The organism is Micromonospora sp. NPDC048986, from assembly GCF_040649335.1.
Taxonomy (GTDB): Bacteria; Actinomycetota; Actinomycetes; order Mycobacteriales; family Micromonosporaceae; genus Micromonospora; species Micromonospora alfalfae.
Genome location: NZ_JBEZFJ010000009.1, coordinates 184,646 through 209,606 on the forward strand (window position 1 = coordinate 184,646; position 24,961 = coordinate 209,606).

Below are 24,961 nucleotides of genomic sequence, written 5' to 3' on the forward strand. Positions count from 1 at the left end.
CGGTGGCCCGGCCCGCGAACGCGGACCGGGCCACCGCCGGGATCACTTAGGCCAGCTGCTCTCGATGCCCTGGAGCACCGGGGCGGTCGCCTTGCCGTTCAGCCACTCGATCATGCCCTTCCAGAACGTTCCCGCGCCGACGCCGGCCGGCATCAGGTCGGATCCGTCGAAGCGGAAGGTGCCCGTCTTGTCCTGGAGGATCTGGACGGAGAGCTTGTCGATCGGGCTGGCGACGTTGGCGATGTCCAGCTTGTTGTTCGCCGTGACCCAGTTGCCGAGCTTCGCGCGGCTGTTCACGTACTCCGCCGAGACGAGGTAGGTCTGCACGGCCTGGACCTCGGGACGGTCGGCGTAGCCGACGACGAACTCGCCCGCGCCCAGCACCGGCTTGCCCTTGGCCGGGTCGATGGCCGGGAAGTAGAAGGCGAACGCGTCGCCGTCCTCGGCCACCTTGGTGCCCTCGGGGAACTGGTTGGCGTAGAACGACGCCTGTCGGTGCATCGCGCACTTGCCGGTGGTCACCGGCAGGCCCGCCTCCTGGAAGGCGGTGGTGGTGATGCTCTTGACGCCGCCGAAGCCGCCGTTGACGTACTTCTCGTTCTTGAGGATGCTGCCGGCGCGGTCAACCGCGTCGACGATCTTCGGGTCGTTGAACGGGATGGCGTGGGTGGTCCACTGGTCGTAGACGTCGGGACCCTGCGTCCGCAGGACCAAGTCCTCGATCCAGTCGGTGGCCGGCCAGCCGGTGGCGTCACCGGACTCGACGCCCGCGCACCACGGCTTGACGCCGCTGGCGGCGATCTTGTCGCTCAGGGCGATGAGCTGGTCCCAGGTGGTCGGAACCTCCCAGCCCTTCTCCTTGAACGTCTTCGGCGAGTACCAGACGAAGGACTTCACGTTGGCGCCGAGCGGCACGCCGTAGAGCGTCCCGTTCACGGTGCCGTACTTCAGCCAGTCGGCCGGCATGTTCTGCTCGGCGAGGGCCTTGGTGTCGGCGCTGAGGGACTTCAGCTTGCCGGCGTCCGCGAAACGCTTCACCAGACCCGGCTGCGGCACGAAGGCGATGTCGGGGGCGTTGCCACCGTCGACCCGGACGGGGAGCTGCGCCTCGAACTCGCCGCTGCCCTCGTAGTCGATCTCGATGCCGGTGCACTCGGTGAACTGCGACCACGACCGCTCCAGCAGGTCGGCCTCGGCGTCACGGATGGACGCGTAGATGGAGACCTTCTTGCCGTCGTGGCCCTCGTACTTGTCGTATGCGGCGCACTCCGCGGAGCCCGCTTTGCTGCTCTTCTTGTCGTCGCCGGTACCGCAGGCGGTGGCGCTGAGCGCCAGCCCGAGTACGCCGGCGATCACGAAGGCCTGGCGTGGTCTGGTAAAGACCGCCATGCCGTCCTCCTTCCTAGCCGGCGCGGTCGTGCTGGTGACCCGTCGCCGGTCCGATTGGGCGTGCACACATGTAAGCGCTTGCATCCGGCGCGGTCCACCCCCTGTCAGACACGAGCGAGTAACAATCCGGAAACCTGCGGGCTGCCTGGTGGGCGCGCTCCCGGGACACGCTGGGGACTCTTTCGAAGATTGACGATATCTGTCAGGCTGGGCGCACCGGATCGAAGGTTTTCGACATAGGAGGAGCTGTATGCGAAAGCGGTGGATCAGCCTGCTGGTGACAGGTCTTTTCGTCGGGGGAGCGCTGGTGCCGGCGACCCCGGCGATGGCCGCACCGACCTTCAAGGTGCCGTTCCCGTGCGGGCAGTCCTGGTCCGGGCAGACCCGGTCGGACCACAGCCCGGCGTACGCCGTCGACTTCAACCGCACCGACGACGCCGGCGACCCGGTGGTCGCCAGCGCCCCGGGCACCGTCGACCGGGTGACCGACCTCGGCGGCACCAGTTACGGCAAGTACGTCCGAATCAACCACGGGGGCGGTTACAGCACCTACTACGCGCACCTCAGCGGCTTCAACGTCTCGGTCGGGCAGACGGTCGGGTACGGCAAGGTGATCGGCTGGGTCGGCAGCACCGGGGGGTCGACCGGCCCGCACCTGCACTACGAGCAGCGCCTCAACGGCGCCGACATCCAGGTCCGCTTCAACGGCAGCCTCGCGCTCTACTGGGGCACCAAGAGCTACACCAGCGGCAACGGGTGCTCCTCGGGCAGCGGCAACGGCACTGTCGACACCAGCGGCACGCCGCTGACCGTCCGCTCCGGCCCCGGCACCGGGTACGCCTCGGTGGGCACCGTCGCCGACGGCACCCGGGTGACCATCGCCTGCCAGACCAGCGGCACCACTGTCACCGGCACGTACGGCACCAGCTCGATCTGGGACCGGATCGGCTCCGGTCGCTTCATCGCCGACGCGTACGTCTACACCGGCCACGACGGCTACATCCCGAACGTCCCCCGCTGCTGATCCGGCAACGGCCACGGTCCCCGGCGGTCGCCGCCGTCGGGGAACCGACGGGTCAGGCGTTCAGCCGCCAGATCGACAGGTTCAACGCCGCGGCGAAGGTGACCCAGGCCCAGTACGGCAGCAGCAGCGCCGTCGCCACCCGGGACACCCGGGCGAACAGCACCACGGTCAGGCCGATCGCCAGCCACATCAGCACGATCTCCGCGAACGCCAGCCCGTACAGCCCGGCGCCGAAGAACAGCGGGGTCCAGATCGCGTTGAGCACCAGTTGGGCGGTCCACGCCCAGAGGGCGGGGGAGAAGCCGACCCGGCGCCACACCAGCCAGCCGGCCACCGCGATCAGCGCGTAGAGCAGCGACCAGACCGGGCCGAAGAGCCACGAGGGCGGGGCCCAGCCGGGCTGCCGCAGGTTCGCGTACTCCTCGGTGGTGCCCTGCACTCCCAGCCCGCCGATCGCGGCCGCGACGAAGACCGCCGCCGCGAAACCGGCGAGGGCCCACCACGCTCGCCGCCCGGAGGTCGCCGGCGCGTCCTGAGATATCTCCATGGTCGAGATATTTCCTCTCGGGGGCGGCTCAAACCACCGGCCGGGGAGGGTGGGTCACGGGGCCGGCCAGCCACGAAAAAGCGCCGGGATCGCCATGACCGATGCTTCTGTCGGGAGGACGAAGCTTCGGTCGCGGCGACCCCGGCGGGTCCCGGTGTTGAACGTGTGAGCGCTAATTGAAGATGCTGACACCACCCGGGCCGACCAACAGCCCGACGACGATGAGGACGATGCCCCACAGGATCTGCCGGCGGAACAGCGCGAGGATGCCGGCGACCACGAGTACGACTGCGAGAATCCAGAGAATCAGCTCCATGACCTCTGACTACCCGACTGGCCGATCCGGGAAACCTGATCGGTGTCGAGTTGATCGCCAACGTGAAAGACGCTGTACGCCTGCTTGATCACCGGGTGCGCGACGTTGCGGACGCGTACCCCGCCGGGGGTCGTGCCGCGCTCGGTGCCGGCGTGCGCGTGCCCGTGCACTGCCAGCGCCGTGGGCGCCGAGTCGATCGCCTGCCCCAACTGGTACGACCCCAGGAAGGGGTAGATCTCCAACGGCTCGCCGGCCAGTGTGTCCGGCACCGGCGAGTAGTGGGTGAGCGCGACGAGCATGTCGCAGTCCAGTGAGCGCAGCGCCGCACCGAGCCGGTCCGCACTGTCGGTGGTGGTCCGCACGAAGGCCTTCATCTCCGGCTCGCCGAAGTCACTGGCGCACCGCCCGGCGAACCCGCCCCCGAAGCCCTTGACGCCGGCGATGCCGAGCCGGCCACCAGCGCAGTCCAGCACGACGCCGTTGCCCTCCAGCACCGTGATGCCCGCGTCCTCCAGCACCTTGACCACCTGTGGCACCTGGTCGCACTGGTGGTCGTGGTTGCCCAGCACCGTCACCACAGGTACGGCCAACCCACCGAACTCTTCTGCCACGCAGCGCGCCTCGGCCTCGGTGCCGTGCCGGGTCAGGTCCCCGGCCAGCAGCAGCACATCGGCGCACTCCGGCAACTCCTCCAGTGCCGGCCGGAATCGACCGACCACGTCCTCGTCCAGATGTACGTCGCCCACAGCGGCAATCCGGATCACCATGGAACCTCCCTCAGGGCAGTTGCTCGATCTCCGTGGGCGCTTGGGTGCGGATCACCCCGATGTCGCTGGTGATCGGCACGTCCGGGAAGCGCTCGGACACCCGACGCAGGATCTCCTCCCGCCGGTGCGGACTCTCCACCTCGCCGTAGAGCACGAGGGTGCGTTCCCGTCGAACCACTGTGATCCCCTGTTCGGCGACGGCGGGGTCCTCGACCAGCAACCGTTGGATCTCCGCCTCGACGTACTCGTCAGGTGGCCCGGAGTCGATGTCGCGATGGTGGGTCACGATGTCCCCTCTCCTGGCTGGGTGCCGGCGTCCGGCACCACCTCCAGCCGGTCCAGCAGCACCAGGAACGCCTCTGCGTACGGCGAGTGCTGCGTCTCCTTGCGTACCCGTTCCCAGTCGATCTGCTCCCGCAGCGAGCGGGCCAGCGGCAGACCGCGGGCGAAGTCGCAGTAGTGCTGGGAGAAGCTGAGCAGTTTGTGCACCATCAGCTGGGTCGCGGACAGCACCGGCATGCGAATCGCGTCCACCGGTCGGATGACGGTGTCGGCGAACGTCTCCTCGGTCACCGGGGTCTCGATCGGCCGGTGGATCAGGTCCACCATCCGGCCGTCGTCGAAGACCTTCACCAGCCAGTCCTCCGGTGGACGCTCGGCGACGAAGCCGGCGGCCACCAGGGCCTCCAGTGCCGCTTCCACGTCGGCCTCCCGGATCAGGAAGTCGACGTCGTGATCGCTGGAGTGGCCCCCGTGGGCGTAGACCGCGAAGCTGCCGCCCAGGGCGAACGGAATCTCGGACTGCTTGAGCACGGCGGCGACCTTCTTGAGGGTGTGCACCAGACTCTCGTCTCCGCGCTCAGCCATCTGGTTCCTCCGTCGTCGTGTTGGTGGACCGGCGGTTGGATTTCAAACTCCGGTACCCGGCATTCCGGTCGTCCACACCTGCTGGGGTCTCGGTAGGGCGTCAACAGGGATGAAGCACCACAAACCTCACGGACCACGTGCACAGGTCGGATAACCTGTGGAGAGTGGCCAGATCATCGGGGATGCGACGACGCAAGGCCCGATTGCGCACCGTCGCCCTGATCGGGATCGACGGTTCGGGCAAGACCACGCAGGCACACCGGCTGGCCGACGCGCTGACCGCCGCCGGACGCCCCGCCACCTACCGCCGCAACGCCAGTGGCCGCCGCTGGCTCGGCCGGCTCGCCCATCGCCTCGGTCGGCCGGACGCGCAACGGCTCGTCGGCCGCGACGGCGTGCTGGCCGTGGAGTCGGTGCTGCGCTGGCTGGCCATCGCCATCGCCCTGATCAGTTGTCTGCTCACCGGTCGGACGGCGGTGATGGACCGCTACTCGGCCTGCCAGTACGCGAGCATCAGGGCGCACGGCGGGCAGCGCTGGGAGCGGCTCGCCAGGGCCGGCTACCGGCTGTTCCCGACACCGCAGGTGACCTTCCTGCTCGCGGTCGACCCGGCGGAGGCGTACCGGCGCATCGAGGAACGCGGCACCGACCACGAGACGATGGGGTGGCTGACCGCCGCCGACACCGCCTACCGGGCGTTGCCCGAGTACCCCAGCTTCGTGCTTGTGGACGCGGGCCGCCCGGCCGAGGAGGTGACCGAGCAGATCCAGGCGCACCTGGAAACCTGGCTACCGCCGTCCGCCTCGGGCGGCGAGGACCTCGGCCCGGTGGTGGCTCAGGCCCGCCCGTAGACCGGCACTGTGGCGCCACTGGTCGGGGCGGAATCCGCCGACGCGAGGAACCGGATCACCGGCGCGATCTCGGCCGGGGTGACCCAGCGGGAATGGTCGGCGTCGGGCTGCGCGGCCCGGTTCGCCGGGGTGTCGATGACGCTGGGCAGCACCGTGTTGCAGCGCACGTTCTGCGACCGGTACTCCACAGCGACAGCGTTGGCGAAGGCCAGCACCGCCGCCTTGGCCGTCGAGTAGCCCGCAGCGCCGCGGAACGGGGTGACCGCCGCGCGGGCCGAGACGCAGACCACCGCGCCGCCGCCGGACGCCACCAGGTGCGGGAGCGCTGCCTGGGTGACCAGAAAGGTCGGCCGCAGGTTGACGGTGAGCATCCGCTCGAACTCCTCGACCGGTGTCTCGTGCACCAACGGGCCGCTGGCGTACCCACCGACGAGGTTGACCACAGCGCGCAGCGGCGCCGCCGGCTCGCCGGCCGCGGCCTCGACCGCCTGCGCCGCGCCCGCCGGCTCGCCAAGGTCCGCGACCACCCGGACCAGTCCGGCCGCCGCCGGCTCCGACCCGGGCCGGGCTTTCCGCTCCGGTACGACCACCCGCCAGCCCGCCTCGACGAACGCGGCGACGACCGCCCCGCCGAGCCCGCCGGAACCCCCGGTCACCAACACGCTGCGCTCTCCCATGGGCCCCACGCTAGTGCCCCACCCCTTCCACCCCTTCCGTCGATCATGAAGTTGTCGCAGTGACACGCCGACCTGAATGGCAACAGCTTCATGATCACGGTCTGCCGTGGGCAGATTGGTTGGATTGTCAGGAGCTCGGGGGCGCAGGATCGGCGGATGCGGATCCTCATTCTCGGTGGCACCCAGTTCCTCGGCCGGGCGACGGCACGGCTCGCCGTCGAACAGGGTCACGACGTGACCTGCGCGGCCCGGGGCGTGTCCGGCGCCGTGCCGGCCGGGGCGCGGTTCGTGGCGGCCGACCGCGACGATCCCGGGTCGCTCGTCCCGCTCGCCGCCGAGGGCTTCGACGCGGTGGTCGACGTGACCCGCCAGATCAGCCACGCCCGGCACGCGCTCGCCGCGCTCGCCGACCACGTCGACCACTGGTCGTTCGTGTCGACGATCTCGGTGTACGCGGACCACACCACCCCGGGCCAGACCGCCGCGGACGCGCCGATCCTGCCGCCGGCCCCGGCGGACGTGGACGGTCCGGTCGGCCCGGACCACGACTGGTACGGCGAGTGCAAGGTGAGCATCGAGGCACTGGTCCGGGAGCGGGTGGGCGTGGAGCGTTCGTTCATCTGCCGGGCGGGGCTGATCGTCGGCGCGGAGGATCCGAGCGACCGTTTCCCGTACTGGGTGCGGCGGCTGTCGGCCGGTGGCGAGGTGCTGGCCCCCGGGCAGCCGACCGATCGGGTGCAGTTCGTGGACGTCGCCGATCTGGCGCGTTGGCTGTTGCACGCCGCCGGCACCCGCCTTGGCGGCACGTACGACGGCACCGCTCCGGCGATGTCCCGGGCCGAGCTGTTGGCCGGGGTGGCCGCCGGGCTGGGCGTCGCCGATCCGGCCCTCACCTGGGTCGACCAGGAGTTCCTGCTGTCCCACGACGTGCGCGAGTGGTCGGGGGAGCGGGCGCTGCCGCTCTGGGTTCGGTTGCCGGAGACCGCCGGCCTGATGGACCGGGACGTCCGACCGGCAGTGGGCGCCGGTCTGACGGTCCGTCCGCTGGCGGATACCGTTCGGGCGACCGCGTCGTGGATGGCCGCGCACCCGGCGGCCGTCCGGCAGGGTGGACTCGACCCGGCGGAGGAGGCGGCGATCCTGGGGAAGTGGCAGGCTGTACGGGACCGGTGATCCCGGCGATCGAAGTTTCCCCCACCTCGGACAGTCATAGTTGACGCTCACGCCTGCTGAAAGTAAGTTTCATCCGTGGCGAAGAGTCCGAAGATTTCTGCGAGTCACGAGCCCGGTGGGCTGATCGTCCACATCAGCGGGCTGTTGCCATCGCTGTCGCCCGCCGAGCAGCGGGTCGCCCGGCTGGTCGTGTCCGACCCAGCGGCCGCCGCCCGGCGGACAATCACCGATCTCGCCACCGCAGCCGAGACATCCGAGGCGACAGTCATCCGGTTCTGCCGTTCGGTGGGCATGGACGGTTACCCCCAACTGCGCATCCGCCTCGCCGCCGAGGCCGCCCGCCGGATCGAGCCACCGGACGCCCGGGTGGTCGGCGGCGACATCCCGCCCGGCGCCGACCTCGCCCAGATCATCGCCACCATCGCGTTCAACGACGCCCGCGCCGTCGAGGAGACCGCCGAGCAACTCGACCCCGCCGTCTGCGAGCAGGTGGTCGAGGCGATCAGCGGTGCCGCTCGGATCGACATCTACGGCGCCGGCGCCAGCGGGTTCGTCGCCTCGGACTTCCAGCAGAAGCTGCACCGCATCGGCCGGATCGCCTTCTACTTCCCGGACGTGCACACCGCGCTCACGTCGGCGGCCCTGCTGGGGCGGGGAGACGTGGCGATCGGCATCTCGCACACGGGCACCACCTCCGACGTGATCGAGGTGCTGGAGCAGGCCCGTACCCGCGGTGCCGCGACAGTGGCGTTGACCAACTTCCCGCGTTCACCGATCACCGACGTGGCGGACTTCGTGTTGACCACGGCGGCCCGGGAGACCACCTACCGCTCCGGCGCGACGGCCAGCCGGCTGGCTCAGCTCACAGTGGTCGACTGCCTCTTCGTCGGGGTGGCCGCCCGCAACCGGGCCCGGGCCCGCAAGGCCCTGGAGGCGACCGCCGAGGCGGTCCAGTCGCACCGGGTGGGTGCCAACCGGAGGCGGGCATGACGGCCGGTGCGGAGATGCCCGCACGGCCCGCACGCCCCACGGTCCGGGTGGGTGCCCCCACCGAACGACGTAATCCACTCAGCGTCGACCTCGACCTGATGTCGACCCGGGACGTGCTCACCGTGATCAACGAGGCGGACCGACGGGTGCCCGCTGCGGTTGCCGCGGTGCTCGACGAGATCGCCACCACCGTCGACCTGGCGGTCGCGGCGCTACGCGGCGGTCACCGGGTGCACTACTTCGGGGCCGGCACCTCCGGCCGGCTGGGCGTGCTCGACGCCGCCGAACTGGCCCCCACCTTCAACTCGCCCCGACACTGGTTCTGCGCACACCTCGCGGGCGGCCCGGACGCGATGTGGCGGGCCGTCGAGGACGCCGAGGACGACGACCGGGGCGGCGCGGTCGAAGCGGCCAGTTGCGTACGGGCCGGGGACCTGGTGGTCGGTCTGGCGGCCAGCGGACGCACCCCGTACGTCCTCGGGGCGCTTGCCGCGGCCCGCGCCAAGGGCGCCTCGACGGTGCTGCTCTGCGCCAATCCGGAGGCGGAGGCCGCCCGGTCGGTCGACGTGTTCATCGGGGTGGACACCGGACCCGAGGTGGTCACCGGGTCGACCCGGATGAAGGCGGGCACAGCGCAGAAATTGGTGCTCAACACGTTCTCGACCGCCGTCATGGTGCGCCTGGGTCGGGTCTACTCGAACCTCATGATCGATATGGTGGCCACCAACGCGAAACTCCGCGGACGAATGATCTCGATTCTGGTCGAGGCCACCGGCTGCTCGGAGGAGCTTTCCCGGCAGGCCCTCACCGAGGCCGACGGGGACCTGAAGACGGCGCTCGTCGCCCTCGTCTCGGGCGCTGAGATCGACGCTGCCCGGGCCGCGCTGGCCCGCTCGGCCGACCAGGTACGCGGCGCCCTCGCCCTGCTCGCCTCCTAGCCCCACCCACACACCGGGAAGCGAACGGGCCCTCGGATTGTTCATCTGGCCGGAGGGTAATAACACCCCCGTGAATGAACCGACCGGTTCACCGGTGCGTATCTGGCAGTGACCAGGATCGCATCGCGGTGGTGACCCGGGTCGCTGTGCCCCCGCGGCGGGCGGTGTTGCCATGGTGCGGTAACCGGTATGTGGTGCCCACTGGCGAGCCACCCGATGGGGTGCTGACAGCAAACATGGACCGTGCTCTCAGCTACTACTCAGGCATTCGTGACACTTTCGACTCACGACGAGGAATCCCCGACACGTCTCATCTGTTGTGTAGGTGTCAGCACCGATGGGCACAGCAGAAGTTACCAGGGGCTGACAGGTGTGGGGAATGGCAAGGAACCGGGCAACCGGCGCGAGCGAGGGGACCGTGGGCAACGTGGACAAGAACATCGGCATGCGAACCGACGAGGTTGCCGAGGAGCGCGACCTGGTCGGCGTCTACCTGCACGAGATCTCCCGGACGCCACTGCTGGACGCCGCCAAGGAGGTCGATCTCTCCAAGGCGATCGAGGCCGGCCTCTACGCCGAGCACCTGCTCGGTGAGGAAGCCGTTCCCGCCGGTGTCGACCGGGCCGACCTGGAGTGGCTGGTCGTCGAGGGCGAGCGGGCGAAGGACCTCTTCATCCGCGCCAACCTCCGACTGGTCGTGTCGATCGCCAGGCGCTACGTGCGCTCGGGGATGCCCATGCTGGACCTGATCCAGGAGGGCAACACCGGCCTCGTCCGGGCGGTCGAGAAGTTCGACTACGAGCGCGGCTACAAGTTCTCCACCTACGCCACCTGGTGGATCCGGCAGGCGATCAGCCGGGCGATCGCCCAGCAGGAGCGCACCGTCCGTCTACCGGTGCACCTGGTGGAGGACGTCAACCGGATGCGCAACGTGGCCCGGCAGCTGACCCGTGAGTTGGGCAGCGACCCGGAGCCGGAGCAGATCGCCAACGCCCTCGGCGTCACCGTCGAGCGGGTGAACGAGCTGCGCCGCTGGTCGCAGGACACCGTTTCGCTGGACACCCCGGTGGGCGACGACGGCGACACCAACCTCGGGGACCTGGTCGCCGACAGCGACGCGCCGTCGCCGGAGGACATCGTCCTCAGCGGCCTGGAGCGGCAGCGCATCGAAGGGCTGCTCAACCACCTCGACGACCGGTCCGCCGGCATCATGCGGGCCCGCTACGGGCTGGAGGACGGCCGGGAGCACTCGCTCACCGAGGTCGCGTCCCGCTTCTCGCTGTCCCGCGAGCGCATCCGGCAGCTGGAGATCCAGGCCCTCGGCCGGCTCCGCGAGCTGGCTCGGGCGGAGGGGCTGCAAGCGGCCTGACCTGGTAGCAATGACGGCGAACGGCCGGCGTCCGATAGGGGGACGCCGGCCGTTCGCCGTTTTCGACAGTGGTCAGCGCACCCGGCCGTAACCCTGGATGGACATCATGTTCATGCCACGCTTGAGCACGTTGCGACCGGCGCTGGGCGCGTCGATCACCTGACCGTCGCCCACGTAGAGGGCGACGTGCCCGAGCCCGCTGTAGAAGACCAGATCGCCGGGGCGTAGCTCGCCCCGCCCGATGTGGGCCACAGCGCTCCACTGCATCCGGGTGTTGTGCGGCAGGGACTTCCCAGCCGCCCGCCAGGCGGCCGAGGTCAGGCCGGAACAGTCGTAGCCGTTCGGCCCGTCGGCCGCCCAGACGTACGGCTTGCCGATCGCGCCGAACGCGTAACGCACAGCAGTGCCGGCGGCACCGGACACGGCGGGCACGTTCTTGGCCTCGGTCGTCGCCGCCTTGGGCTCGGGTCGCTCGGTGGCGGCCCCGTACGCCTGCCGGCGCAGCTCGTACAGTTTGGCCAGATCCTGCTCGATCTGCTTCTTACCCGCGGCGAGCTGACGGGCCTGTGCGGCCTGCCGGGTCAAGGTCGCGCCCAGGCGGGCCTTCTCGTCGAGCAGCCGCTGCTGGTCGGCAGTGAAACCGGAGATGCGCTCCTGCCGCTGGCGGGTCAGCTGCTCGATCGTGCCGAGCCGGTCCAGCAACGCGGCCGGGCCACCCGGACGCAGCAGGGCGTCCGCGGTGCGCAGGCCGCCACTCTTGTACGCGGTGGAGGCCAGCTCCGCCACGTCGGCCCGGCTCTGTTCGACCTGCTGCTCGAGCGGGCCGATGCGGGTCTGTAATCGGGCCACTGCGGCCTCGTTTGTCTTGATCTCCTCACGCAACTTGTTGTACGACTCGACGACCCGCTCCAACTCGGCCGAGGACGTCTCGATCCGGCGGGTCAGGTCGGCGGGGGACGGCTCGGCCTGGGCCACCGCCGTCGGGGCGATCAGCGCGGCCGACATGCCGACCAGCGCCACTGTGCGCAGCAGATTTCTCAGGGATGACAAGAGCGGAAGGCCCCTCTCCCACGGCCGCCGGGGCTGCTGACGCCCTCGACGACACCGGCCGGGGCCATCCGGGCGGACGGCACTGGGCCGGACCGGCTCGCCCAACCTAACCCGGGACGGATGTCGCTCGCAGTTGAAGCAGTGGCGAAAGTTGGGAGAGTTGCGGGTCGGGCACGTGGGCTGGGTGTCGCCATCGTGGCTGATGACGCCTGGGAACGAGGGAACATCGCCCTTTTCGCGGCGTGCTGACGGATATACGACTTTCGTCGTTCCGGGCGTATGCCGTGGTATCCCTGGTCGCCATAACCGATAAAAGCCGAAATGGATGCTGTTTCTCGGCGATGTCACCCGGTCGTGGCGGTCCGACGTTACCCGGTAAATGCCCAGGTCGACTGGCGACGCCGCAACACAATGAAGTCCGGAGCCGGGAATCCCGTCGACAGGCAGCGATGACTGTCGCCGGCGGACCACCCGGCCAACCGTCCCCTTCGGGAGGAACCGTGAATCGTGAAGGCGCAAAGACGCGACCGCCGCGAACGGTGCCGGGCGCCCGGTCGACACTGTTGTACGCGCGGCCCGGCATCATCGTGACCGTCGACCGGTTCACCGTCGGTCGGAACAGTTACCGGGTCGCCGACCTGACCCACCTGCGTACCACCCGGGGTCCGCACGACCGGATCGCCGTCCGGGCCGTGGTCATCACCGCCAGCATGCTCGGCGGCGTGGGGGTGCTCCTCGGCTTCACCGGCGGTCTGCACCGCCTCACCGCAGGGGCGTACCTGATCCTCGGCGCCGTGTTCCTGCTGCCGGCCGCTCTCGCAGTGGTCGGCGATCGCTGGCGCCCGCCGCCGCACGAGCTGTGGGGGTGGCACCAGGGCTCGGAGGTGCTGCTGTTCAGCGCCGATGACGAACGGCAGTTCGGCCAGGTCACCCGGTCGCTGCTGCGGGCCCGGGAGGTCAACCGCTACGGCAGTTGGGTAGACCCGCTCGCCGAAGCGGACCCGTGGCGGCCCAACCGATGACCCGCTGGCGGTGGGCCGGAGCCGTGTCGGCCCACCGGCCGTTCAGCGAACTCAGCCGGCCACCGGCTCCGGAGCCCGTTCCTCCTGCGGCGCGGCCACCCAGGCGCTGACCCGGCGCTCGGCGTAGAACGAGACGAACGGCACCGTGCCGGCCAGCATCACCAGCAGCATCCGCTTCAGCGGCCAGTCAGCTCGGCGGCTCAGGTCGAACGCGGCCACCAGATAGATCATGTAGAGGAAGCCGTGCGCCGGCCCGATCGTCTCCACGACGACCGGGTTGTCGAACGCGTACTTCAGCGGCATGCCGATCACGACCAGCAGGATCAGCACCACGCCCACGATCCAGGCGATCACGCGGTACCGGGTAAGGGCAGCGCCCACCTTCGTCCGTCCTTCCGAGCCCGGCTCAGCCGGGATAGTCACCGGGCCGGGCGCCCGGATTGGCGTTCAACCATGACAGGTAGTGGTTGTAGGCGGCCAGGTCGGTGTCCTCGACGACATCGCCGCTGGCCGGCACCCGGGACACCCGCACCGGGCGGCGTACCGCCGGTCGGGACCCGGTGCTGACCGCAGGCGCCGGCTCGATGGCCGGATCCGCAGGCGGAGCATCAGCCTCCGCCGCCTTGCGGCGGGCCAGCTTCACCTCACGCCACCAGACGTAGACCACGAAGCCGGCGAAGATCGGCCACTCGACCGCGTACCCCCAGCTCAGGCTGTTGCCGGCGGCGGCCCGGCTGATCTGCCACCAGCCCAGCCCCAAAAAGCCCACGACCAGCACGACCATGGCCACGTGGCGCGCGATCCACGCCGGGGTCCAGAGCCGCCTCATGACATTGAGGGTACCGGGGGCGCCACCGGTCTCCGACACCGTGTCGTAGTCGTCGCCCCACCGGCTTGGTTTGGCAACACCGCGCCTGGGCAATCGTCTAGACGCCAGCCCAAACGAGATCAAGGGGGGCGATCATGACCGGATCGGTACGTGAGGACGGCTTTGCGTCCAGCGGCAGTGCGGATATGAGCCCGGAGCAGCGGGTGCCCGAGTGGGGCGGCGATCAGCTCGACGACCCGGCCGGCGCTCCCGGCCTCGACGGCGACCTGCTCGGCATCGACCCGACGGAGCTGACCGACGAGGACCTGATCCGCGAGATGCACAGCCTGCACCGAACCCGCCTGGACACCCTGCGGCACGCGGCGGACTCCGCACTCGCCAATCACCTCCGGCGCACCGCGGAGCTGGAGACCGAGTACCTGGCCCGACACCCGGGCCGCGAGGTCGACCCCAGCCGCCTGCGGGACGCGTGATGCCGGCGCGCGCCGTGCGCGGTATGTCCGCGCCACCCGAGGTGGTCTTCAGCACCGCCACCGACCCCGACCGTGCCTCGGCCTGGCTGCCGGAGCCGCTGCGCGGCGACGGCAGCCCCGCCGCGGAGATCAGCGGCGAGGAGCTGCGTGCCCGCTGGGGCGACGTCGACGCCGACGACTGGTCCGCCGAGATCCGGGTGGAGCCGGCCGATTCCGGTGGCGCCCGGATCCAGCTGGACCTGGCCGACGGGTCCGGCGGGCCCGGTCCGGACCAGCTGGCCGACGAGGCGCTCACCAACCTGGCACGCGAGGTCGCCGACAACCTCCAGGCCGGCTGAGCCGGCCGCGCGGGACACCGTTCCCGCACCACCACGACACACGTGAGGAGATCGGGTGAGCGACACTGGCCTGCGACACAAGGCGGCCCGGCTGCGCCGGGCGTACGCGCCGCACGAGCACCGGCCGCTCGGCGGCTACCTGGTGGCGATGGGCGCCTACGCCGGGGTGACCGGGGCTCTCGCCGGCCTGGTCAAGGCGACCGGCCGACCGGTGCCGGAGCGTCCCGCGCCGTCCGACGTGGTGCTGCTCTCCATCGCCACGCACAAGCTGAGCCGGTTGCTGTCCAAGGACGCGGTGACCAGCCCGTTGCGGGCGCCGTTCACCCGCTACGACCGTCCGATCGGCAGCGGCGAGGTGATGGAGCAGGTCCGCGACTCGGGCAGCCCCACCCGGCACGCCATCGGCGAGCTGCTGAGCTGCCCGTTCTGCCTGGCGGTCTGGGTGGCTACCGGGCTGACCGGTGGCCTGGTGCTCGCGCCCCGGCTCACCCGCCTGGTCGCGACCGCGCTGACGGCGGTCGCCGCGTCCGACTTCCTCCAGATGGCCTACGCGACGGCGCAGCAGGCCGCCGAGGGTGGGCACCAGGACGACTGACGAGCAGGACGCGAAAGGGGGCCGGCAGACACCGGCCCCCTTTCGCGTACGCCTCAACGTTGCATGCCGGACCAACCGTGCGGCGACTCCGGCTCCCGTTCGTCCTCGTCCGCCCCGGTGATGATGTCCCGATCCACCGCGGTGCGGTCGTGCTCGTTGGCGAAGTCCGGCTCGGGCGTGGTGTCCCTGCCCTTCGGGGGCTGACCCAGCGCCGGCACCTTCTCGTCGTGGTCCTCGTGGTTGGTCATGTCGGTGTCCCTTCTGCGCTCACTCATCCGAGGGAGCCGCCCAGCAGATCGCTGGCCTCGTCCACCGAGTACTCACCCTCGGGGAGCGCGTCGATGCGGGCGAGCAGGTCCGGCGGCAGTTCGGCGGCCACCGCCCGGCGGTAGATCTCCCCCTGCTCGACCCGCTCCTGCGCCCGGAAGACGTCGTCGAGCAGGTCGTCGAGGGCCTGGGTGTTGTCCGGCTCGCCGGCCACGGGTGCGTCGTCGGTCACGTCGATCAGCTACCCGGGGCGGAATCGGTCAAACGTCACCCCGGCGTCGGCCTACGCCCTCGGTCGACGGCCCCGCGAGCCCTCCTCAGGACTCTCGGCCCGGGCGGCTGCGCCGGAGTTCGCCGAATACAACCAGCGCCGCCCCCGGCCTCGTCGGCCGGGGGCGGCGCTGGTGTCGGTGTGCAGGTCGCCTCTCGGCGAGTGGCACTACGCGGCTCCAGCCGGACGGTATTCCGCGAAGGCTATTTAGGTGAGGCCCGGGGACACTGGACACACCGACACCCCAGTCAACGAGCCGACCCCCGCTCGTGTTCCGCGGGTGGTGGTGTCGGCTGTCACACAGTCGTCGGGAGGGTGGCCCGACGGGCCCGCACGGCCGAGGCGAGGTGGTCGAGCACCTCAGCGGTGTCGTCCCAGCCCAGGCAGGCGTCGGTGACCGACCGGCCGTACTCCAACTCCCGGGTCGGGTCGAGCTCCTGCCGGCCGGGCAGCAGGAACGACTCCAGCATCACGCCGGTGATCCCACGCTGGCCGGCGGCCAGTTGGGCGGCCACGTCCGCGGCGACCAGCGGCTGGTTGCGGTGATCCTTGCCGCTGTTGGCGTGACTGGCGTCGATCACCAGCCGCTCCGGCAGGTCGGCGGCGCGGAGCAGGTCGAGTGCCCCGGCGACCGACTCGGCGTCGTAGTTGGGTCGGCCACCCCCACCGCGCAACACGAGGTGCCCGTCGGTGTTACCCCGCGTGTGCATGATCGCCGGGGTGCCGGAGAAGTCGATGCCGGGGAAGACGTGCGGCACCCCGGCGGCGCGGATCGCGTCCACCGCCGTGCCGATGCTGCCGTCCGGGCGGTTCTTCATGCCGATCGGCATGGACAGCCCGGAGGCGAGCTGGCGGTGCACCTGGCTCTCCACAGTGCGGGCACCGATCGCGCCCCAGGCCACCGTGTCCGCGATGTACTGCGGGGTGATCGGGTCCAGGAATTCGCAACCCACCGGCAGGCCGAGGCGGAGCACGTCGAGCAGCAGCGCCCGGGCCAGCCGCAGACCGGTGTTGACGTCCCCGCTGCCGTCCAGGCCGGGATCGTTGATCAGGCCCTTCCAACCGACAGTGGAACGTGGCTTCTCGAAGTAGACCCGCATGACGATCAGCAGGTCGTCGGCGAGCCGGTCGGCTGCCGTCCGAAGACGCTGCGCGTAGTCCAGGGCGGCGGCCGGGTCATGCACCGAGCAGGGACCGACCACCACCAGCAGGCGGTCGTCCTCGCGGTCCAGCACGCGACCGACAGCGCGGCGGCCGGTCAACACGGCCGACGCGAGCGGGGCGTCCAGGGGCAACTCGTGGTGCAGCAGGGCGGGCGTGGTCAGCGGCACGACACGGTCGATCCGCTGATCGCTGACCCGATCGGTCTCCGGGGTCGTCACGGTGGGCATCCTTCCGCCGACAGTGCCCGGGGCCGGTGCCCGGGACGAGCCGGCTGCTCGTACGCAAAAGGGCAGGAACGACAGCTCCTGCCCAGCCGGCTCGGTCCGTGGTGACGTCAGTTCATGGTGAAGTCACCGGCGTGCGAGCCGGCTGCCTAAACCATCGATAGGAACGCGTCACCGGGCCAGCGTACCCGACCGGACGCGGTCACCCGTCCCGTCGTCCCAAGATGCGGGGCGAAGATCGCGTGCCGGGGGCGCGGTCGGGGTAACAGGGGTGCCATGACACACGAGCAGAGCGATCAGGACCGGGTGGAGTCCCGTGCGCACCACCTCCTGCCCGAGGAGGAGGCGGTGGGCAGCGACGACCCGGAGGCGCAGGCGGAGGCCATCCTCGCCGAGTCGGACATCCGCGCTGCGGACCAGAACGCGGCACCGGACACGGTGCTGGAGCGTCGTACCTCGGATCAGACAGTGGTGGCGGTCGAACCGCCTGACTGAGCGGTCGCCCCGCGTGCCCGGCGCGACCCCCGGTAGGTCTGGTCGCGCAGCCAGGCCAGCGGACCTGCCACCCGCAGTTCGGGTGGCAGGTTGCGCACCGGATCGAACGCGAGCGCCGCGTCCTCCTCGGCGCTGAGCTGGGCACCGAGGCTGACCTGCCCGACCAGTCGCCACGGCCCCACCGCCGACGCGACAGCGAGCACCAGGCGCGGGGTGTCCGTCCGGGTCGCGGCGACCGCCGTGGCCAGGCTGCGACCGAGGTCGACCGAGTCCGGGTCGGCCAGCGCGGCCAGCCACAGGCGACGCCGACCCGCGCGGTAGCACGTGATCGTGCTGTACGTGCCGGTGAAGCGGCGTCTGGGCAGCGGCAGGTTCCGCAGCCCCGGGGCCGCGCCGCTGGAGCTGACCAGCAGGTCGAACGGCCGGCCGTCGTCGTGGTGCAGGCGCAGCGCGAGGCCCAGGACGTCGGGCCAACTGCCCGGTGTGGGCGTTCCCTTGGAGAGCCGGGCGGTGGTCCGGTACCGGCCGGGGTGGTCCAGCAGAGCGACCCCGCTGGGCGGTCCGGGCGTACCCCAGATCACCGTCTCGCCGACGAACGAGCGACCGGCCGGATGCAGCAGTCGGCCACGGCGCAGCCGGCCGAGTGCGGTGCTGGCGTGTTCGACGGCGGTGGCGACCCGGCCGGCGGACCGGGACGGAGGCGGGGTGACGGTCATTGCTCTCCGGTACCCCGCGCGGCGGCTCCGATGCCGCCCGGGTCGGCTCGCCGACCGACGGCACGTCACCTTTCCGCCTCCGAGATCGGATAGCGTCGGGGCATGCCCGACAGCGGTTACCCCTGGCCCATTCAGACGTCCCGACTGGACAACGGCCTGCGCGTGGTGGTGAGTGAGGATCGCACCGCGCCCGCCGTGGCCGTCAACCTCTGGTACGACGTCGGCTCCCGGCACGAGCCGGCCGGGCAGACCGGTTTCGCCCACCTCTTCGAGCACCTGATGTTCGAGGGCTCGGTGAACGTGGCGAAGACCGAGCACATGAAGCTGATTCAGGGCTCCGGCGGCTCGCTCAACGCCACCACCAACCCGGACCGGACCAACTATTTCGAGACGGTCCCGGCCGAGCACCTGGAGCTGGCGCTCTGGTTGGAGGCCGACCGGATGGGCGGCCTGGTCCCCGCCCTCACCCAGGAGACGCTGGACAACCAGCGGGACGTGGTGAAGAACGAGCGCCGGCAGCGCTACGAGAACGTGCCGTACGGCGACGCCTGGCTGCGGTTGCTGCCGCTGCTCTACCCGCCGGGGCACCCCTACCATCACGCGACGATCGGCTCGATGGCCGACCTGAACGCCGCCGACCTGGCCACCTTCCAGGCGTTCCACCGGACCTACTACGCGCCGAACAACGCGGTGCTCACAGTGGTCGGCGACGCCACCGCCTCCGACGTGTTCGCGCTCGCGGACAAGTACTTCGGCGCGCTGCCCGCCCGCGACGACATCCCGCCGGCACCGGACGGCCGCAACGTCCCCGCCACCGGGCAGACGGCTGTCGAGTCGGTGAGCGCCGACGTGCCGGCGCCACGGGTCTACATCGCCCACCGCAGCTACCCGTTCGGCAGCCCGGGATACAACGTGATCACCGTGCTCGCCACCATCCTGGGCAGCGGCCGGGGCAGCCGGCTCTACCAGCGCCTCGCCGATGGCGAGCGGATCGCGCAACCGGACCTGGTCGGGGCGTACGGGGTGGACCTCGCACACGCCCCGGCACCGCTGATCGCCACCGCCACCGCCCGCCCCGGAGTGAGCGCCGAGCGGCTGGCCGAAGGGCTGGCCGAGGTCGTCGACGAGCTGGCCACCGTGCCGGTCACCGCCGCCGAGCTGGACCGGGCCAAGGCGTTGCTCAGCACCGGGTGGTGGCGTCAACTGTCCACCGTCGACGGCCGCGCGGACCTGCTCGGCCGGTACACCACACAGTTCGGTGACCCGGCCCGCATCGCCGAGCAGTTGCCGGCCCTGCTCGCGGTCACCGCCGAGCAGATCGCCGAGGCCGCCGCCGACGTGCTCGCCACCGACCGGGTGACCCTGACCTACCTGCCCGAGGAGACCTCATGACGCTGATCGCCGACCGTCCCGGCCCGGGCGCCGCCCGCCCGTACCGGTTCCCGCCGGTGGTCCGCCGCACCGCAGCCGGTGGTCAGGTCGTCGCCGCGCACCTGCCGGGGCAGAACCTCGCCGTGGCCCTGCTGCTGCTCGACGTGGGCGCGGGCCAGGAGCCGGTCGGCAAGGAGGGTCTGTCCGGCGTGCTGGCCAAGGCGTTGGAGGAGGGGACCGCGCAGCGGGACGCCGCCGCGTACGCGCTCGCCGTCGAAGGGCTCGGCACCGCTCTGTCGACCGGTCTGGACTGGGACTCGTTCCAGGCCAGCGTGGTGATCCCGGTGGACCGGCTGAGCGCGGCCGTGGAACTGCTCGCCGAGGCGGTCCGGACGCCCAGGCTCGATCCCGCCGACGTACGCCGGGTGCGCGACGACGAGGCGACAGCGCTCCGGATGGATTGGGCCAACCCCGGCCCGCGCGCCGACGCCGCGCTGCGCGCCGACCTGTTCGGCGCGCAGAACCGCTGGGGACGCCCGATGCACGGCGACCCGGAGTCGGTCGCCGGGTTGGACGTGGAGGACGTCACCGTCTTCCACTCGGAGTGGTTCCTGCGCCCCGGCACCCTCATCGTCGCCGGTGACCTGGACCGGATCGACCTTGACGCGCTGGCCGCTGCGGCGTTCGCCGGCACCGGTGGTGGCCCCGCCGAGCGGGGCGGCCCGGTCGAGGTGCCGCTGCACAGCGGTCGCCGGATCATCCTGGTGGACCGGCCCGGCTCGGTGCAGTCCACGCTGCGGCTGGGCCACCCGTCACCACACCGGGCGCACCCCGACCACGTGCCGATGACGCTCGCCGGCACGGTGCTCGGTGGGGCGTTCACCTCCCGACTCAACCACCTGCTGCGGGAGGTGCACGGCTACACCTACGGCATCCGGGGCGACTTCGCCGCGTCGCGGCGGTTCGGTCGGTTCGCGGTCAGTTCCGGAGTGCAGACGGCGGTCACCGCGCCGGCCCTGGTCGAGGCGGTGGGCGAGATCACCCGTACCCAGGCCACCGGGGTGACCGAGGACGAGCTGGAGGTGGCCCGCTCCTGGCGGGCCGGGCAGCTCTCGGTCGAGTTGCAGAGCCCTCGGGCGATCGCCTCCGCGCTGACCACCCTGGTGGTGCACGACCTGCCGGACGACTACCACGCGCGGTTGCGCGAGTCGCTGCTCTCCGCCGACGTGGACCAGGTCTCCGCGGCGGCAGCCACCCACCTGCACCCGGAAGCTCTCACCCTGGTCATCGAGGGTGACGCCGCAGTGATCCGCGCCGACCTGGAGGCCACCGCCCTAGGAGACCTCCTCCCCTAACCCCACCCCACCCCACCCCACCCCACCCCCTCCGCGCCGCCCTCCCGCGCCCTCCCGCGCCCTCCCGCGCCGTTGATCATGAAGTTGTTGTCACTCGACACGGCGTGTCGTGGCAATAACTTCATGATCGACGGGAGGGAGGGTGGGTGGGAGGGAGGGGTGCGGGGGTGCGGGGGTGGGGTGGGGGGTGGGGTGTGAGGTGGGACCCGGAGGGTGGGAAAGGGGTCCCGGTATCGGTGGTGGGGTCGGTAGCCTCGCGGGCATGAGGATCGGCATTGTGGGGGCCACCGGCCAGGTCGGTGGCGTGATGCGGCAGGTGCTGGCGGAGCGGGAGTTCCCAGCGGAGCAGGTGCGGTTGTTCGCCTCGGCGCGGTCCGCCGGACGAACGCTGCCGTGGCGCGACGGCGAGGTGACCGTCGAGGACGCCGCGACCGCTGACTATTCCGAGCTGGACATCGTGCTCTTCTCGGCCGGTAAGGGCACCGCTCGCGAGTTGGCGCCCCGGGTCGCCGCCGCCGGCGCCGTGGTCATCGACAACTCGTCGGCGTTCCGGATGGACCCGCAGGTGCCGCTGGTGGTCGCCGAGGTCAACCCGCACGCCGCACTGGACCGACCCAAGGGCATCATCGCCAACCCGAACTGCACCACGATGGCCGCGATGCCGGTACTGCGTCCGTTGCACGCCGAGGCTGGCCTGGTCGGCCTGGTCGTCTCCACCTACCAGGCGGTCTCCGGCGCCGGGCTGGCCGGCGTCGCCGAGCTGGACGAGCAGGTCCGCAAGGTGGCCGAGCACGCCGCCGGGCTGGCCTTCGACGGGTCGGCAGTCGAGTTCCCCGCGCCCCGCTCGTTCACCCAGCCGATCGCCTTCAACGTCCTCCCGCTGGCCGGTTCGATAGTCGACGACGGCTCGTTCGAGACCGACGAGGAGCAGAAGCTCCGCAACGAGAGCCGCAAGATCCTGGAGGTCCCGGACCTGAAGGTCTCCGGCACCTGTGTCCGGGTGCCGGTCTTCACCGGGCACTCGCTCCAGATCAACGCCCGGTTCGCCAGGCCGCTCACCCCGCAGCGCGCCCACGAACTGCTGGCCGACGCGCCCGGTGTGGCACTGACCGACGTCCCCACGCCGTTGCAGGCCGCCGGCCAGGACCCGACCTATGTGGGCCGGATCCGCGCCGACGAGACCGTCGAGTACGGGCTGGCGCTGTTCTGCTCCAACGACAACCTGCGCAAGGGCGCCGCGTTGAACGCGGTGCAACTCGCCGAGTTGGTCGCCGCCGAGCGCCGCTGACCGGCACGGTCACCCAACCGCCGAGCCCGCGCCGTCCGTCGGTGCGGGCTCGGTGGCGTTCCGGGTGGTCGCCCTGCCGTTCCGGGTGGTTGCCCGCGGCGGCCGGCAGGTCGTGCTTGGATGGGTCGGAGACGATCGTCCAACCTGGAGGACACCATGCCGGATGACCACACCCAGCAGGCGTTGACCGATCTGGTGGCCGGCCGCTCGATGGGCGTGCTCGCCACCATCAAGCGGGACGGGCGTCCGCAGTTGTCCACGGTGCTCTACTCCTTCGACCGGGACGCGGGTCTGATCCGGGTCTCGGTCACCGACGGCCGCGCCAAAACCGCCAACCTGCGCCGCGACCCGCGTGCCAGCTTCCACGTCGGCAGTGCGGACGGGTGGGCGTACGCGGTGGTCGAGGGTCGCGCCGAACTGTCCCCGCCGGCCACCGAACTCGGCGACGAGACAGTCGAGGAGTTGGTGGCGCTCTACCGGGGGTTGAGCGGCGAACACCCCGACTGGAACGAGTACCGCCAGGCCATGGTCGACGAGGGACGCATCGTGCTACGCCTGCACGTCGAGCGGCTCTACGGCATGCCGCCTCGAGGCTGACCCGCTCACAGCCGATCAGCCCGGCTCGATCACTGTCACGCCGGGCCAACGCTGCGCCGGCCGGTGCCGGGCCAACCGCTGCCGCGACCGGGCCACGTCCACCCGGGCCGGGTTGTGCCGCCACACCCCACCCAGCAGATCCGTCAGGCCGTACGGTGCGCAGACCTTGAGCCGGCCGGCGGGGTCCAGCCGGACGGCCACCGCCGTCGCGTACTCCGGCCAGGTGGCGACCGCCTCGGCCACGCTCCGGTACGGCTCGATCGGGTCGCCGCCGAACGTGGCCGCGTACCAGGTGTGCACCGCCGCCTGGTTGCGCGCCTGCCACGGCGGCTGTGGCCACAGCCCCGCCAGCCGGGCGGTGGCCCGGTCGTCGTCGACGCGGCTCAGCCTCGCCGGGTCGAAGAAGACCACGTCCACGTCGCGGACCCGCGCCGGGTCGAACCCGTCGCCGTACCGCTCGCCCCAGACCAGGTCGCGCAGTGCGCCCGCGCCGATCCAGGCGTCCGGCAGCCCGGAGTCACGCACCACAGTCAGCGCCCGGGTCAGCCAATTGCTGCCGGCGACCAGTTCCCGCAGTTCCTTCTCGCCCGTCATCATCCGCCCACGGTAGGCAGCGGAGTCGACGCGCGCCGCCGGTGGGCGGGTGTGCCGCCCGTCGACGGGTATACCGCGGCACTTCGCCGTCGCGGGACGTCGGGGAGGGGGCGGGCGATGGGAGCCGACACGAGCAGCGCAGGGACGGGCCCCGCTGGCCCGACCCTGCGGCGGGAAACCTCCCGGCTGCTGTCGTTCAGCGACGGGGTCTTCGCCATCATCATCACGCTGCTGGTGCTCGACCTCCAGCCGCCTCGGGTCGGCCGCGGTCAGCTTCTGCACGCGCTGGTCGAGCAGTGGCCGGCGTACCTCGCCTATGTCACGTCGTACGTGTACGTGGCGGTGGGCTGGCTGAACCACCGAGCCGCCTTCAACCGGGTGGTGAACAGCGGAAAGGCACTCCAGTGGTACAACCTCGCGGTGCTGTTCAGCACCGCGTTGCTGCCGTTCGCCACCTCGGTCGTCTCGCAGGCCATGCGGGACGGCGACCAGGCGGACCAGCGCACCGGCGTGGTCGTCTACGGTCTGGTCGGCGTGCTGGTATCGGTGAGCTGGCTGGGGCTGTACCACTACCTCGCCCGGCACCACGATCTGCTCGACCAGACGGTGCCGCCCCGGTTCTTCCCGGCCGAACGGGCCCGGGCCGCGATCGGTCTCCTGGGGTACGCGCTGGCGATCCTGGTCGGATTCCTGACCGGCCCGCCGTTCGCGCTGGTGATCTTCCTCCTGCTGCCGGCGTTCTACAGCCTGACCAGCAGCGGCCTCTACGAACTGCGACGCCTGCGACACCCGCGCGGATAGGCCGGGGCCGTCGGCGTTACCCGCTCCCGGGCGGCGGGTAGACGGGCCGTGCCGACACCGAGAGGGGAGCACCATGACAACGGTCGGAGAGTTCATGACGACCCGGTTGGTGACGATGGACGGCAACGACACGCTCATCGCAGCCGCGCAGGAGATGCGTGACAGCGCGATCGGCGATGTGGTGGTGACCGACGGCGACAGTGTGGTCGGCATCGTCACGGACCGGGACATCACGGTCCGCGGTGTCGCGGAGAACATGGACCCGGGTTCGACCCGGTTGAGCCAGATCACCACTCGCGACGTGATCACGGTGAGTCAGTACGACGATGCCGTGGCCGCCGCGGACCTGATGCGGACGTACGCCGTACGCCGACTTCCGGTGATCGACGACGGGCGCCTGATCGGCCTGGTGTCGATGGGTGACCTCGCGGTCGAGCGCGAACCGCAGTCGGTCCTGGCCGACATCAGCGCCGACGACCCGAACAACTGACCCGTCCGCCGCGGCGCGCGCCGGCTCTCCCTAGCGGGAGGGCCGGCGTTGTGGCGTCATCACCCCTCGGTGATCAAGAGGTCCGCGTCCGGACACGCCGAAAGCGATGACGC

The 24,961-nt window shown here is 71.0% G+C and carries 31 protein-coding genes and 1 pseudogene; 17 read left to right on the forward strand and 15 right to left on the reverse strand.

What is annotated here, in order from left to right:
- Positions 1 to 42: 42 nt before the first annotated feature.
- Positions 43 to 1,389, reverse strand: a complete 1,347-nt coding sequence (locus AB0B94_RS19950; protein ID WP_357281905.1) for an ABC transporter substrate-binding protein — start codon at positions 1,387 to 1,389, stop codon at positions 43 to 45.
- 250 nt (positions 1,390 to 1,639) lie between these two features.
- Here AB0B94_RS19950 and AB0B94_RS19955 point away from each other — a divergent pair, with 250 nt between their 5' ends.
- A complete protein-coding gene (locus AB0B94_RS19955; protein WP_357281908.1) occupies positions 1,640 to 2,413 on the forward strand; it encodes a peptidoglycan DD-metalloendopeptidase family protein in 774 nt (257 codons plus the stop codon).
- Positions 2,414 to 2,465: 52 nt separating this feature from the next.
- Here the strand turns inward: AB0B94_RS19955 and AB0B94_RS19960 are convergent, their stop codons facing one another.
- The 5 genes and pseudogenes from AB0B94_RS19960 to AB0B94_RS19980 all read right to left on the reverse strand — a co-directional run.
- Positions 2,466 to 2,960 (reverse strand): TspO/MBR family protein, encoded by a 495-nt coding sequence (locus tag AB0B94_RS19960; protein ID WP_357281911.1) that lies wholly within the window; start codon positions 2,958 to 2,960, stop codon positions 2,466 to 2,468.
- Between the two features lie 172 nt (positions 2,961 to 3,132).
- A complete protein-coding gene (locus tag AB0B94_RS19965; RefSeq protein ID WP_007464364.1) occupies positions 3,133 to 3,276 on the reverse strand; it encodes a GPGG-motif small membrane protein in 144 nt (47 codons plus the stop codon).
- Positions 3,267 to 4,043 carry a metallophosphoesterase gene (locus AB0B94_RS19970; protein ID WP_357281914.1) on the reverse strand — a complete coding sequence of 259 codons (777 nt, stop codon included), beginning with the start codon at positions 4,041 to 4,043 and terminating at the stop codon, positions 3,267 to 3,269. Before AB0B94_RS19970 ends, AB0B94_RS19965 begins: the two co-directional genes overlap by 10 nt.
- Positions 4,044 to 4,053: 10 nt before the next feature.
- Positions 4,054 to 4,329, reverse strand: a complete 276-nt coding sequence (locus AB0B94_RS19975; RefSeq protein ID WP_357281916.1) for a hypothetical protein — start codon at positions 4,327 to 4,329, stop codon at positions 4,054 to 4,056.
- A pseudogene (locus tag AB0B94_RS19980) lies at positions 4,326 to 4,913 on the reverse strand (nucleotidyltransferase); the annotation flags it as partial. The gene AB0B94_RS19975 and the pseudogene AB0B94_RS19980, both read right to left, overlap by 4 nt.
- A gap of 161 nt (positions 4,914 to 5,074) precedes the next feature.
- Between AB0B94_RS19980 and AB0B94_RS19985 the strand changes: the two are divergent.
- A complete protein-coding gene (locus AB0B94_RS19985) occupies positions 5,075 to 5,761 on the forward strand; it encodes a dTMP kinase (RefSeq protein WP_357281919.1) in 687 nt (228 codons plus the stop codon).
- Here AB0B94_RS19985 and AB0B94_RS19990 read toward each other — a convergent pair.
- Positions 5,746 to 6,438 (reverse strand): SDR family NAD(P)-dependent oxidoreductase, encoded by a 693-nt coding sequence (locus AB0B94_RS19990; protein ID WP_357281921.1) that lies wholly within the window; start codon positions 6,436 to 6,438, stop codon positions 5,746 to 5,748. The genes AB0B94_RS19985 and AB0B94_RS19990 overlap by 16 nt on opposite strands.
- A 156-nt stretch (positions 6,439 to 6,594) precedes the next feature.
- On the opposite strand from AB0B94_RS19990, the gene AB0B94_RS19995 reads away from it, so the two are divergent.
- From AB0B94_RS19995 to AB0B94_RS20010, 4 genes are all read left to right on the forward strand, one after another.
- Complete coding sequence (locus AB0B94_RS19995; protein ID WP_357281924.1) at positions 6,595 to 7,611, forward strand: NAD-dependent epimerase/dehydratase family protein; 1,017 nt, start codon at positions 6,595 to 6,597, stop codon at positions 7,609 to 7,611.
- A gap of 75 nt (positions 7,612 to 7,686) precedes the next feature.
- A complete protein-coding gene (locus AB0B94_RS20000; RefSeq protein ID WP_238670458.1) occupies positions 7,687 to 8,601 on the forward strand; it encodes a MurR/RpiR family transcriptional regulator in 915 nt (304 codons plus the stop codon).
- Positions 8,598 to 9,539, forward strand: coding sequence for an N-acetylmuramic acid 6-phosphate etherase (murQ, locus tag AB0B94_RS20005; RefSeq protein WP_210784546.1), 942 nt, complete (start codon positions 8,598 to 8,600; stop codon positions 9,537 to 9,539). Before AB0B94_RS20000 ends, murQ begins: the two co-directional genes overlap by 4 nt.
- Positions 9,540 to 9,918: 379 nt before the next feature.
- Positions 9,919 to 10,908: a sigma-70 family RNA polymerase sigma factor gene (locus AB0B94_RS20010; protein ID WP_091405669.1), complete on the forward strand. Its 990-nt coding sequence runs from the start codon at positions 9,919 to 9,921 to the stop codon at positions 10,906 to 10,908.
- A gap of 72 nt (positions 10,909 to 10,980) precedes the next feature.
- Here the strand turns inward: AB0B94_RS20010 and AB0B94_RS20015 are convergent, their stop codons facing one another.
- Complete coding sequence (locus AB0B94_RS20015; protein WP_357281929.1) at positions 10,981 to 11,958, reverse strand: NlpC/P60 family protein; 978 nt, start codon at positions 11,956 to 11,958, stop codon at positions 10,981 to 10,983.
- 500 nt (positions 11,959 to 12,458) lie between these two features.
- Between AB0B94_RS20015 and AB0B94_RS20020 the strand changes: the two genes are divergently transcribed.
- A complete protein-coding gene (locus AB0B94_RS20020; protein WP_357281932.1) occupies positions 12,459 to 12,980 on the forward strand; it encodes a DUF6232 family protein in 522 nt (173 codons plus the stop codon).
- Between the two features lie 51 nt (positions 12,981 to 13,031).
- Here the strand turns inward: AB0B94_RS20020 and AB0B94_RS20025 are convergent, their stop codons facing one another.
- Complete coding sequence (locus AB0B94_RS20025) at positions 13,032 to 13,361, reverse strand: DUF3817 domain-containing protein (protein ID WP_238670454.1); 330 nt, start codon at positions 13,359 to 13,361, stop codon at positions 13,032 to 13,034.
- Positions 13,362 to 13,386: 25 nt separating this feature from the next.
- Positions 13,387 to 13,809 (reverse strand): hypothetical protein, encoded by a 423-nt coding sequence (locus tag AB0B94_RS20030; RefSeq protein ID WP_357281936.1) that lies wholly within the window; start codon positions 13,807 to 13,809, stop codon positions 13,387 to 13,389.
- Between the two features lie 134 nt (positions 13,810 to 13,943).
- Here AB0B94_RS20030 and AB0B94_RS20035 point away from each other — a divergent pair, with 134 nt between their 5' ends.
- Genes AB0B94_RS20035 through AB0B94_RS20045 form a run of 3 tightly spaced genes read left to right on the forward strand, consistent with a single transcriptional unit; the run spans position 13,944 to position 15,215 of the window.
- Complete coding sequence (locus AB0B94_RS20035) at positions 13,944 to 14,282, forward strand: DUF6158 family protein (protein ID WP_357281939.1); 339 nt, start codon at positions 13,944 to 13,946, stop codon at positions 14,280 to 14,282.
- Positions 14,282 to 14,620 carry a hypothetical protein gene (locus AB0B94_RS20040; protein WP_357281941.1) on the forward strand — a complete coding sequence of 113 codons (339 nt, stop codon included), beginning with the start codon at positions 14,282 to 14,284 and terminating at the stop codon, positions 14,618 to 14,620. The genes AB0B94_RS20035 and AB0B94_RS20040 overlap by 1 nt, the downstream gene beginning before the upstream one ends.
- Before the next feature lie 55 nt (positions 14,621 to 14,675).
- A complete protein-coding gene (locus tag AB0B94_RS20045; protein WP_357281943.1) occupies positions 14,676 to 15,215 on the forward strand; it encodes a DUF1360 domain-containing protein in 540 nt (179 codons plus the stop codon).
- 53 nt (positions 15,216 to 15,268) lie between these two features.
- Here the strand turns inward: AB0B94_RS20045 and AB0B94_RS20050 are convergent, their stop codons facing one another.
- From AB0B94_RS20050 to AB0B94_RS20060, 3 genes are all read right to left on the reverse strand, one after another.
- Positions 15,269 to 15,463, reverse strand: a complete 195-nt coding sequence (locus AB0B94_RS20050; protein WP_238670449.1) for a hypothetical protein — start codon at positions 15,461 to 15,463, stop codon at positions 15,269 to 15,271.
- A 23-nt stretch (positions 15,464 to 15,486) separates the two neighbouring features.
- Entirely contained in the window at positions 15,487 to 15,714 is a 228-nt protein-coding gene (locus AB0B94_RS20055; RefSeq protein WP_357281946.1) for a hypothetical protein, read from the reverse strand.
- Between the two features lie 335 nt (positions 15,715 to 16,049).
- Complete coding sequence (locus AB0B94_RS20060) at positions 16,050 to 17,144, reverse strand: 3-deoxy-7-phosphoheptulonate synthase (protein ID WP_091405633.1); 1,095 nt, start codon at positions 17,142 to 17,144, stop codon at positions 16,050 to 16,052.
- 273 nt (positions 17,145 to 17,417) lie between these two features.
- Between AB0B94_RS20060 and AB0B94_RS20065 the strand changes: the two genes are divergently transcribed.
- Positions 17,418 to 17,636, forward strand: a complete 219-nt coding sequence (locus AB0B94_RS20065) for a hypothetical protein (RefSeq protein WP_238670446.1) — start codon at positions 17,418 to 17,420, stop codon at positions 17,634 to 17,636.
- On the opposite strand, the gene AB0B94_RS20070 is transcribed toward AB0B94_RS20065, so the two are convergent.
- Positions 17,603 to 18,352: a phosphodiesterase gene (locus AB0B94_RS20070; RefSeq protein ID WP_357281951.1), complete on the reverse strand. Its 750-nt coding sequence runs from the start codon at positions 18,350 to 18,352 to the stop codon at positions 17,603 to 17,605. The two genes, AB0B94_RS20065 and AB0B94_RS20070, sit on opposite strands and share 34 nt — an antisense overlap.
- A 102-nt stretch (positions 18,353 to 18,454) precedes the next feature.
- Here AB0B94_RS20070 and AB0B94_RS20075 point away from each other — a divergent pair, with 102 nt between their 5' ends.
- From AB0B94_RS20075 to AB0B94_RS20090, 4 genes are all read left to right on the forward strand, one after another.
- The gene (locus tag AB0B94_RS20075; RefSeq protein WP_357281954.1) at positions 18,455 to 19,744 is read left to right on the forward strand and encodes a pitrilysin family protein; all 1,290 of its coding nucleotides are present in this window, start codon (positions 18,455 to 18,457) and stop codon (positions 19,742 to 19,744) included.
- Entirely contained in the window at positions 19,741 to 21,078 is a 1,338-nt protein-coding gene (locus AB0B94_RS20080; RefSeq protein ID WP_357281956.1) for a pitrilysin family protein, read from the forward strand. Before AB0B94_RS20075 ends, AB0B94_RS20080 begins: the two co-directional genes overlap by 4 nt.
- Before the next feature lie 262 nt (positions 21,079 to 21,340).
- Positions 21,341 to 22,366 (forward strand): aspartate-semialdehyde dehydrogenase, encoded by a 1,026-nt coding sequence (locus tag AB0B94_RS20085; protein WP_357281959.1) that lies wholly within the window; start codon positions 21,341 to 21,343, stop codon positions 22,364 to 22,366.
- Positions 22,367 to 22,522: 156 nt separating this feature from the next.
- Positions 22,523 to 22,963: a PPOX class F420-dependent oxidoreductase gene (locus AB0B94_RS20090; RefSeq protein WP_357282167.1), complete on the forward strand. Its 441-nt coding sequence runs from the start codon at positions 22,523 to 22,525 to the stop codon at positions 22,961 to 22,963.
- A 15-nt stretch (positions 22,964 to 22,978) separates the two neighbouring features.
- Here AB0B94_RS20090 and AB0B94_RS20095 read toward each other — a convergent pair whose 3' ends face one another.
- On the reverse strand, positions 22,979 to 23,560 hold the full coding sequence (locus AB0B94_RS20095; protein ID WP_357281962.1) for a nucleotidyltransferase family protein: 582 nt from the start codon (positions 23,558 to 23,560) through the stop codon (positions 22,979 to 22,981).
- A gap of 114 nt (positions 23,561 to 23,674) precedes the next feature.
- On the opposite strand from AB0B94_RS20095, the gene AB0B94_RS20100 reads away from it, so the two are divergent.
- Together AB0B94_RS20100 and AB0B94_RS20105 are read left to right on the forward strand one after the other, a co-directional pair.
- Positions 23,675 to 24,358: a TMEM175 family protein gene (locus tag AB0B94_RS20100; protein ID WP_357281966.1), complete on the forward strand. Its 684-nt coding sequence runs from the start codon at positions 23,675 to 23,677 to the stop codon at positions 24,356 to 24,358.
- A 73-nt stretch (positions 24,359 to 24,431) separates the two neighbouring features.
- Complete coding sequence (locus AB0B94_RS20105; protein WP_091405600.1) at positions 24,432 to 24,848, forward strand: CBS domain-containing protein; 417 nt, start codon at positions 24,432 to 24,434, stop codon at positions 24,846 to 24,848.
- Positions 24,849 to 24,961 lie beyond the last annotated feature (113 nt).

Coding starts and splice junctions, on each gene's coding strand:
- AB0B94_RS19950 (WP_357281905.1), bottom strand. CDS start 1,389: ATGGCGGTCTTTACCAGACCACGCCAGGCCTTCGTGATCGCCGGCGTA.
- AB0B94_RS19955 (WP_357281908.1), top strand. CDS start 1,640: ATGCGAAAGCGGTGGATCAGCCTGCTGGTGACAGGTCTTTTCGTCGGG.
- AB0B94_RS19960 (WP_357281911.1), bottom strand. CDS start 2,960: ATGGAGATATCTCAGGACGCGCCGGCGACCTCCGGGCGGCGAGCGTGG.
- AB0B94_RS19965 (WP_007464364.1), bottom strand. CDS start 3,276: ATGGAGCTGATTCTCTGGATTCTCGCAGTCGTACTCGTGGTCGCCGGC.
- AB0B94_RS19970 (WP_357281914.1), bottom strand. CDS start 4,043: ATGGTGATCCGGATTGCCGCTGTGGGCGACGTACATCTGGACGAGGAC.
- AB0B94_RS19990 (WP_357281921.1), bottom strand. CDS start 6,438: ATGGGAGAGCGCAGCGTGTTGGTGACCGGGGGTTCCGGCGGGCTCGGC.
- AB0B94_RS19995 (WP_357281924.1), top strand. CDS start 6,595: ATGCGGATCCTCATTCTCGGTGGCACCCAGTTCCTCGGCCGGGCGACG.
- murQ (WP_210784546.1), top strand. CDS start 8,598: ATGACGGCCGGTGCGGAGATGCCCGCACGGCCCGCACGCCCCACGGTC.
- AB0B94_RS20010 (WP_091405669.1), top strand. CDS start 9,919: ATGGCAAGGAACCGGGCAACCGGCGCGAGCGAGGGGACCGTGGGCAAC.
- AB0B94_RS20030 (WP_357281936.1), bottom strand. CDS start 13,809: ATGAGGCGGCTCTGGACCCCGGCGTGGATCGCGCGCCACGTGGCCATG.
- AB0B94_RS20035 (WP_357281939.1), top strand. CDS start 13,944: ATGACCGGATCGGTACGTGAGGACGGCTTTGCGTCCAGCGGCAGTGCG.
- AB0B94_RS20040 (WP_357281941.1), top strand. CDS start 14,282: ATGCCGGCGCGCGCCGTGCGCGGTATGTCCGCGCCACCCGAGGTGGTC.
- AB0B94_RS20050 (WP_238670449.1), bottom strand. CDS start 15,463: ATGACCAACCACGAGGACCACGACGAGAAGGTGCCGGCGCTGGGTCAG.
- AB0B94_RS20060 (WP_091405633.1), bottom strand. CDS start 17,144: ATGCCCACCGTGACGACCCCGGAGACCGATCGGGTCAGCGATCAGCGG.
- AB0B94_RS20065 (WP_238670446.1), top strand. CDS start 17,418: ATGACACACGAGCAGAGCGATCAGGACCGGGTGGAGTCCCGTGCGCAC.
- AB0B94_RS20070 (WP_357281951.1), bottom strand. CDS start 18,352: ATGACCGTCACCCCGCCTCCGTCCCGGTCCGCCGGCCGGGTCGCCACC.
- AB0B94_RS20075 (WP_357281954.1), top strand. CDS start 18,455: ATGCCCGACAGCGGTTACCCCTGGCCCATTCAGACGTCCCGACTGGAC.
- AB0B94_RS20080 (WP_357281956.1), top strand. CDS start 19,741: ATGACGCTGATCGCCGACCGTCCCGGCCCGGGCGCCGCCCGCCCGTAC.
- AB0B94_RS20085 (WP_357281959.1), top strand. CDS start 21,341: ATGAGGATCGGCATTGTGGGGGCCACCGGCCAGGTCGGTGGCGTGATG.
- AB0B94_RS20090 (WP_357282167.1), top strand. CDS start 22,523: ATGCCGGATGACCACACCCAGCAGGCGTTGACCGATCTGGTGGCCGGC.
- AB0B94_RS20095 (WP_357281962.1), bottom strand. CDS start 23,560: ATGATGACGGGCGAGAAGGAACTGCGGGAACTGGTCGCCGGCAGCAAT.
- AB0B94_RS20100 (WP_357281966.1), top strand. CDS start 23,675: ATGGGAGCCGACACGAGCAGCGCAGGGACGGGCCCCGCTGGCCCGACC.
- AB0B94_RS20105 (WP_091405600.1), top strand. CDS start 24,432: ATGACAACGGTCGGAGAGTTCATGACGACCCGGTTGGTGACGATGGAC.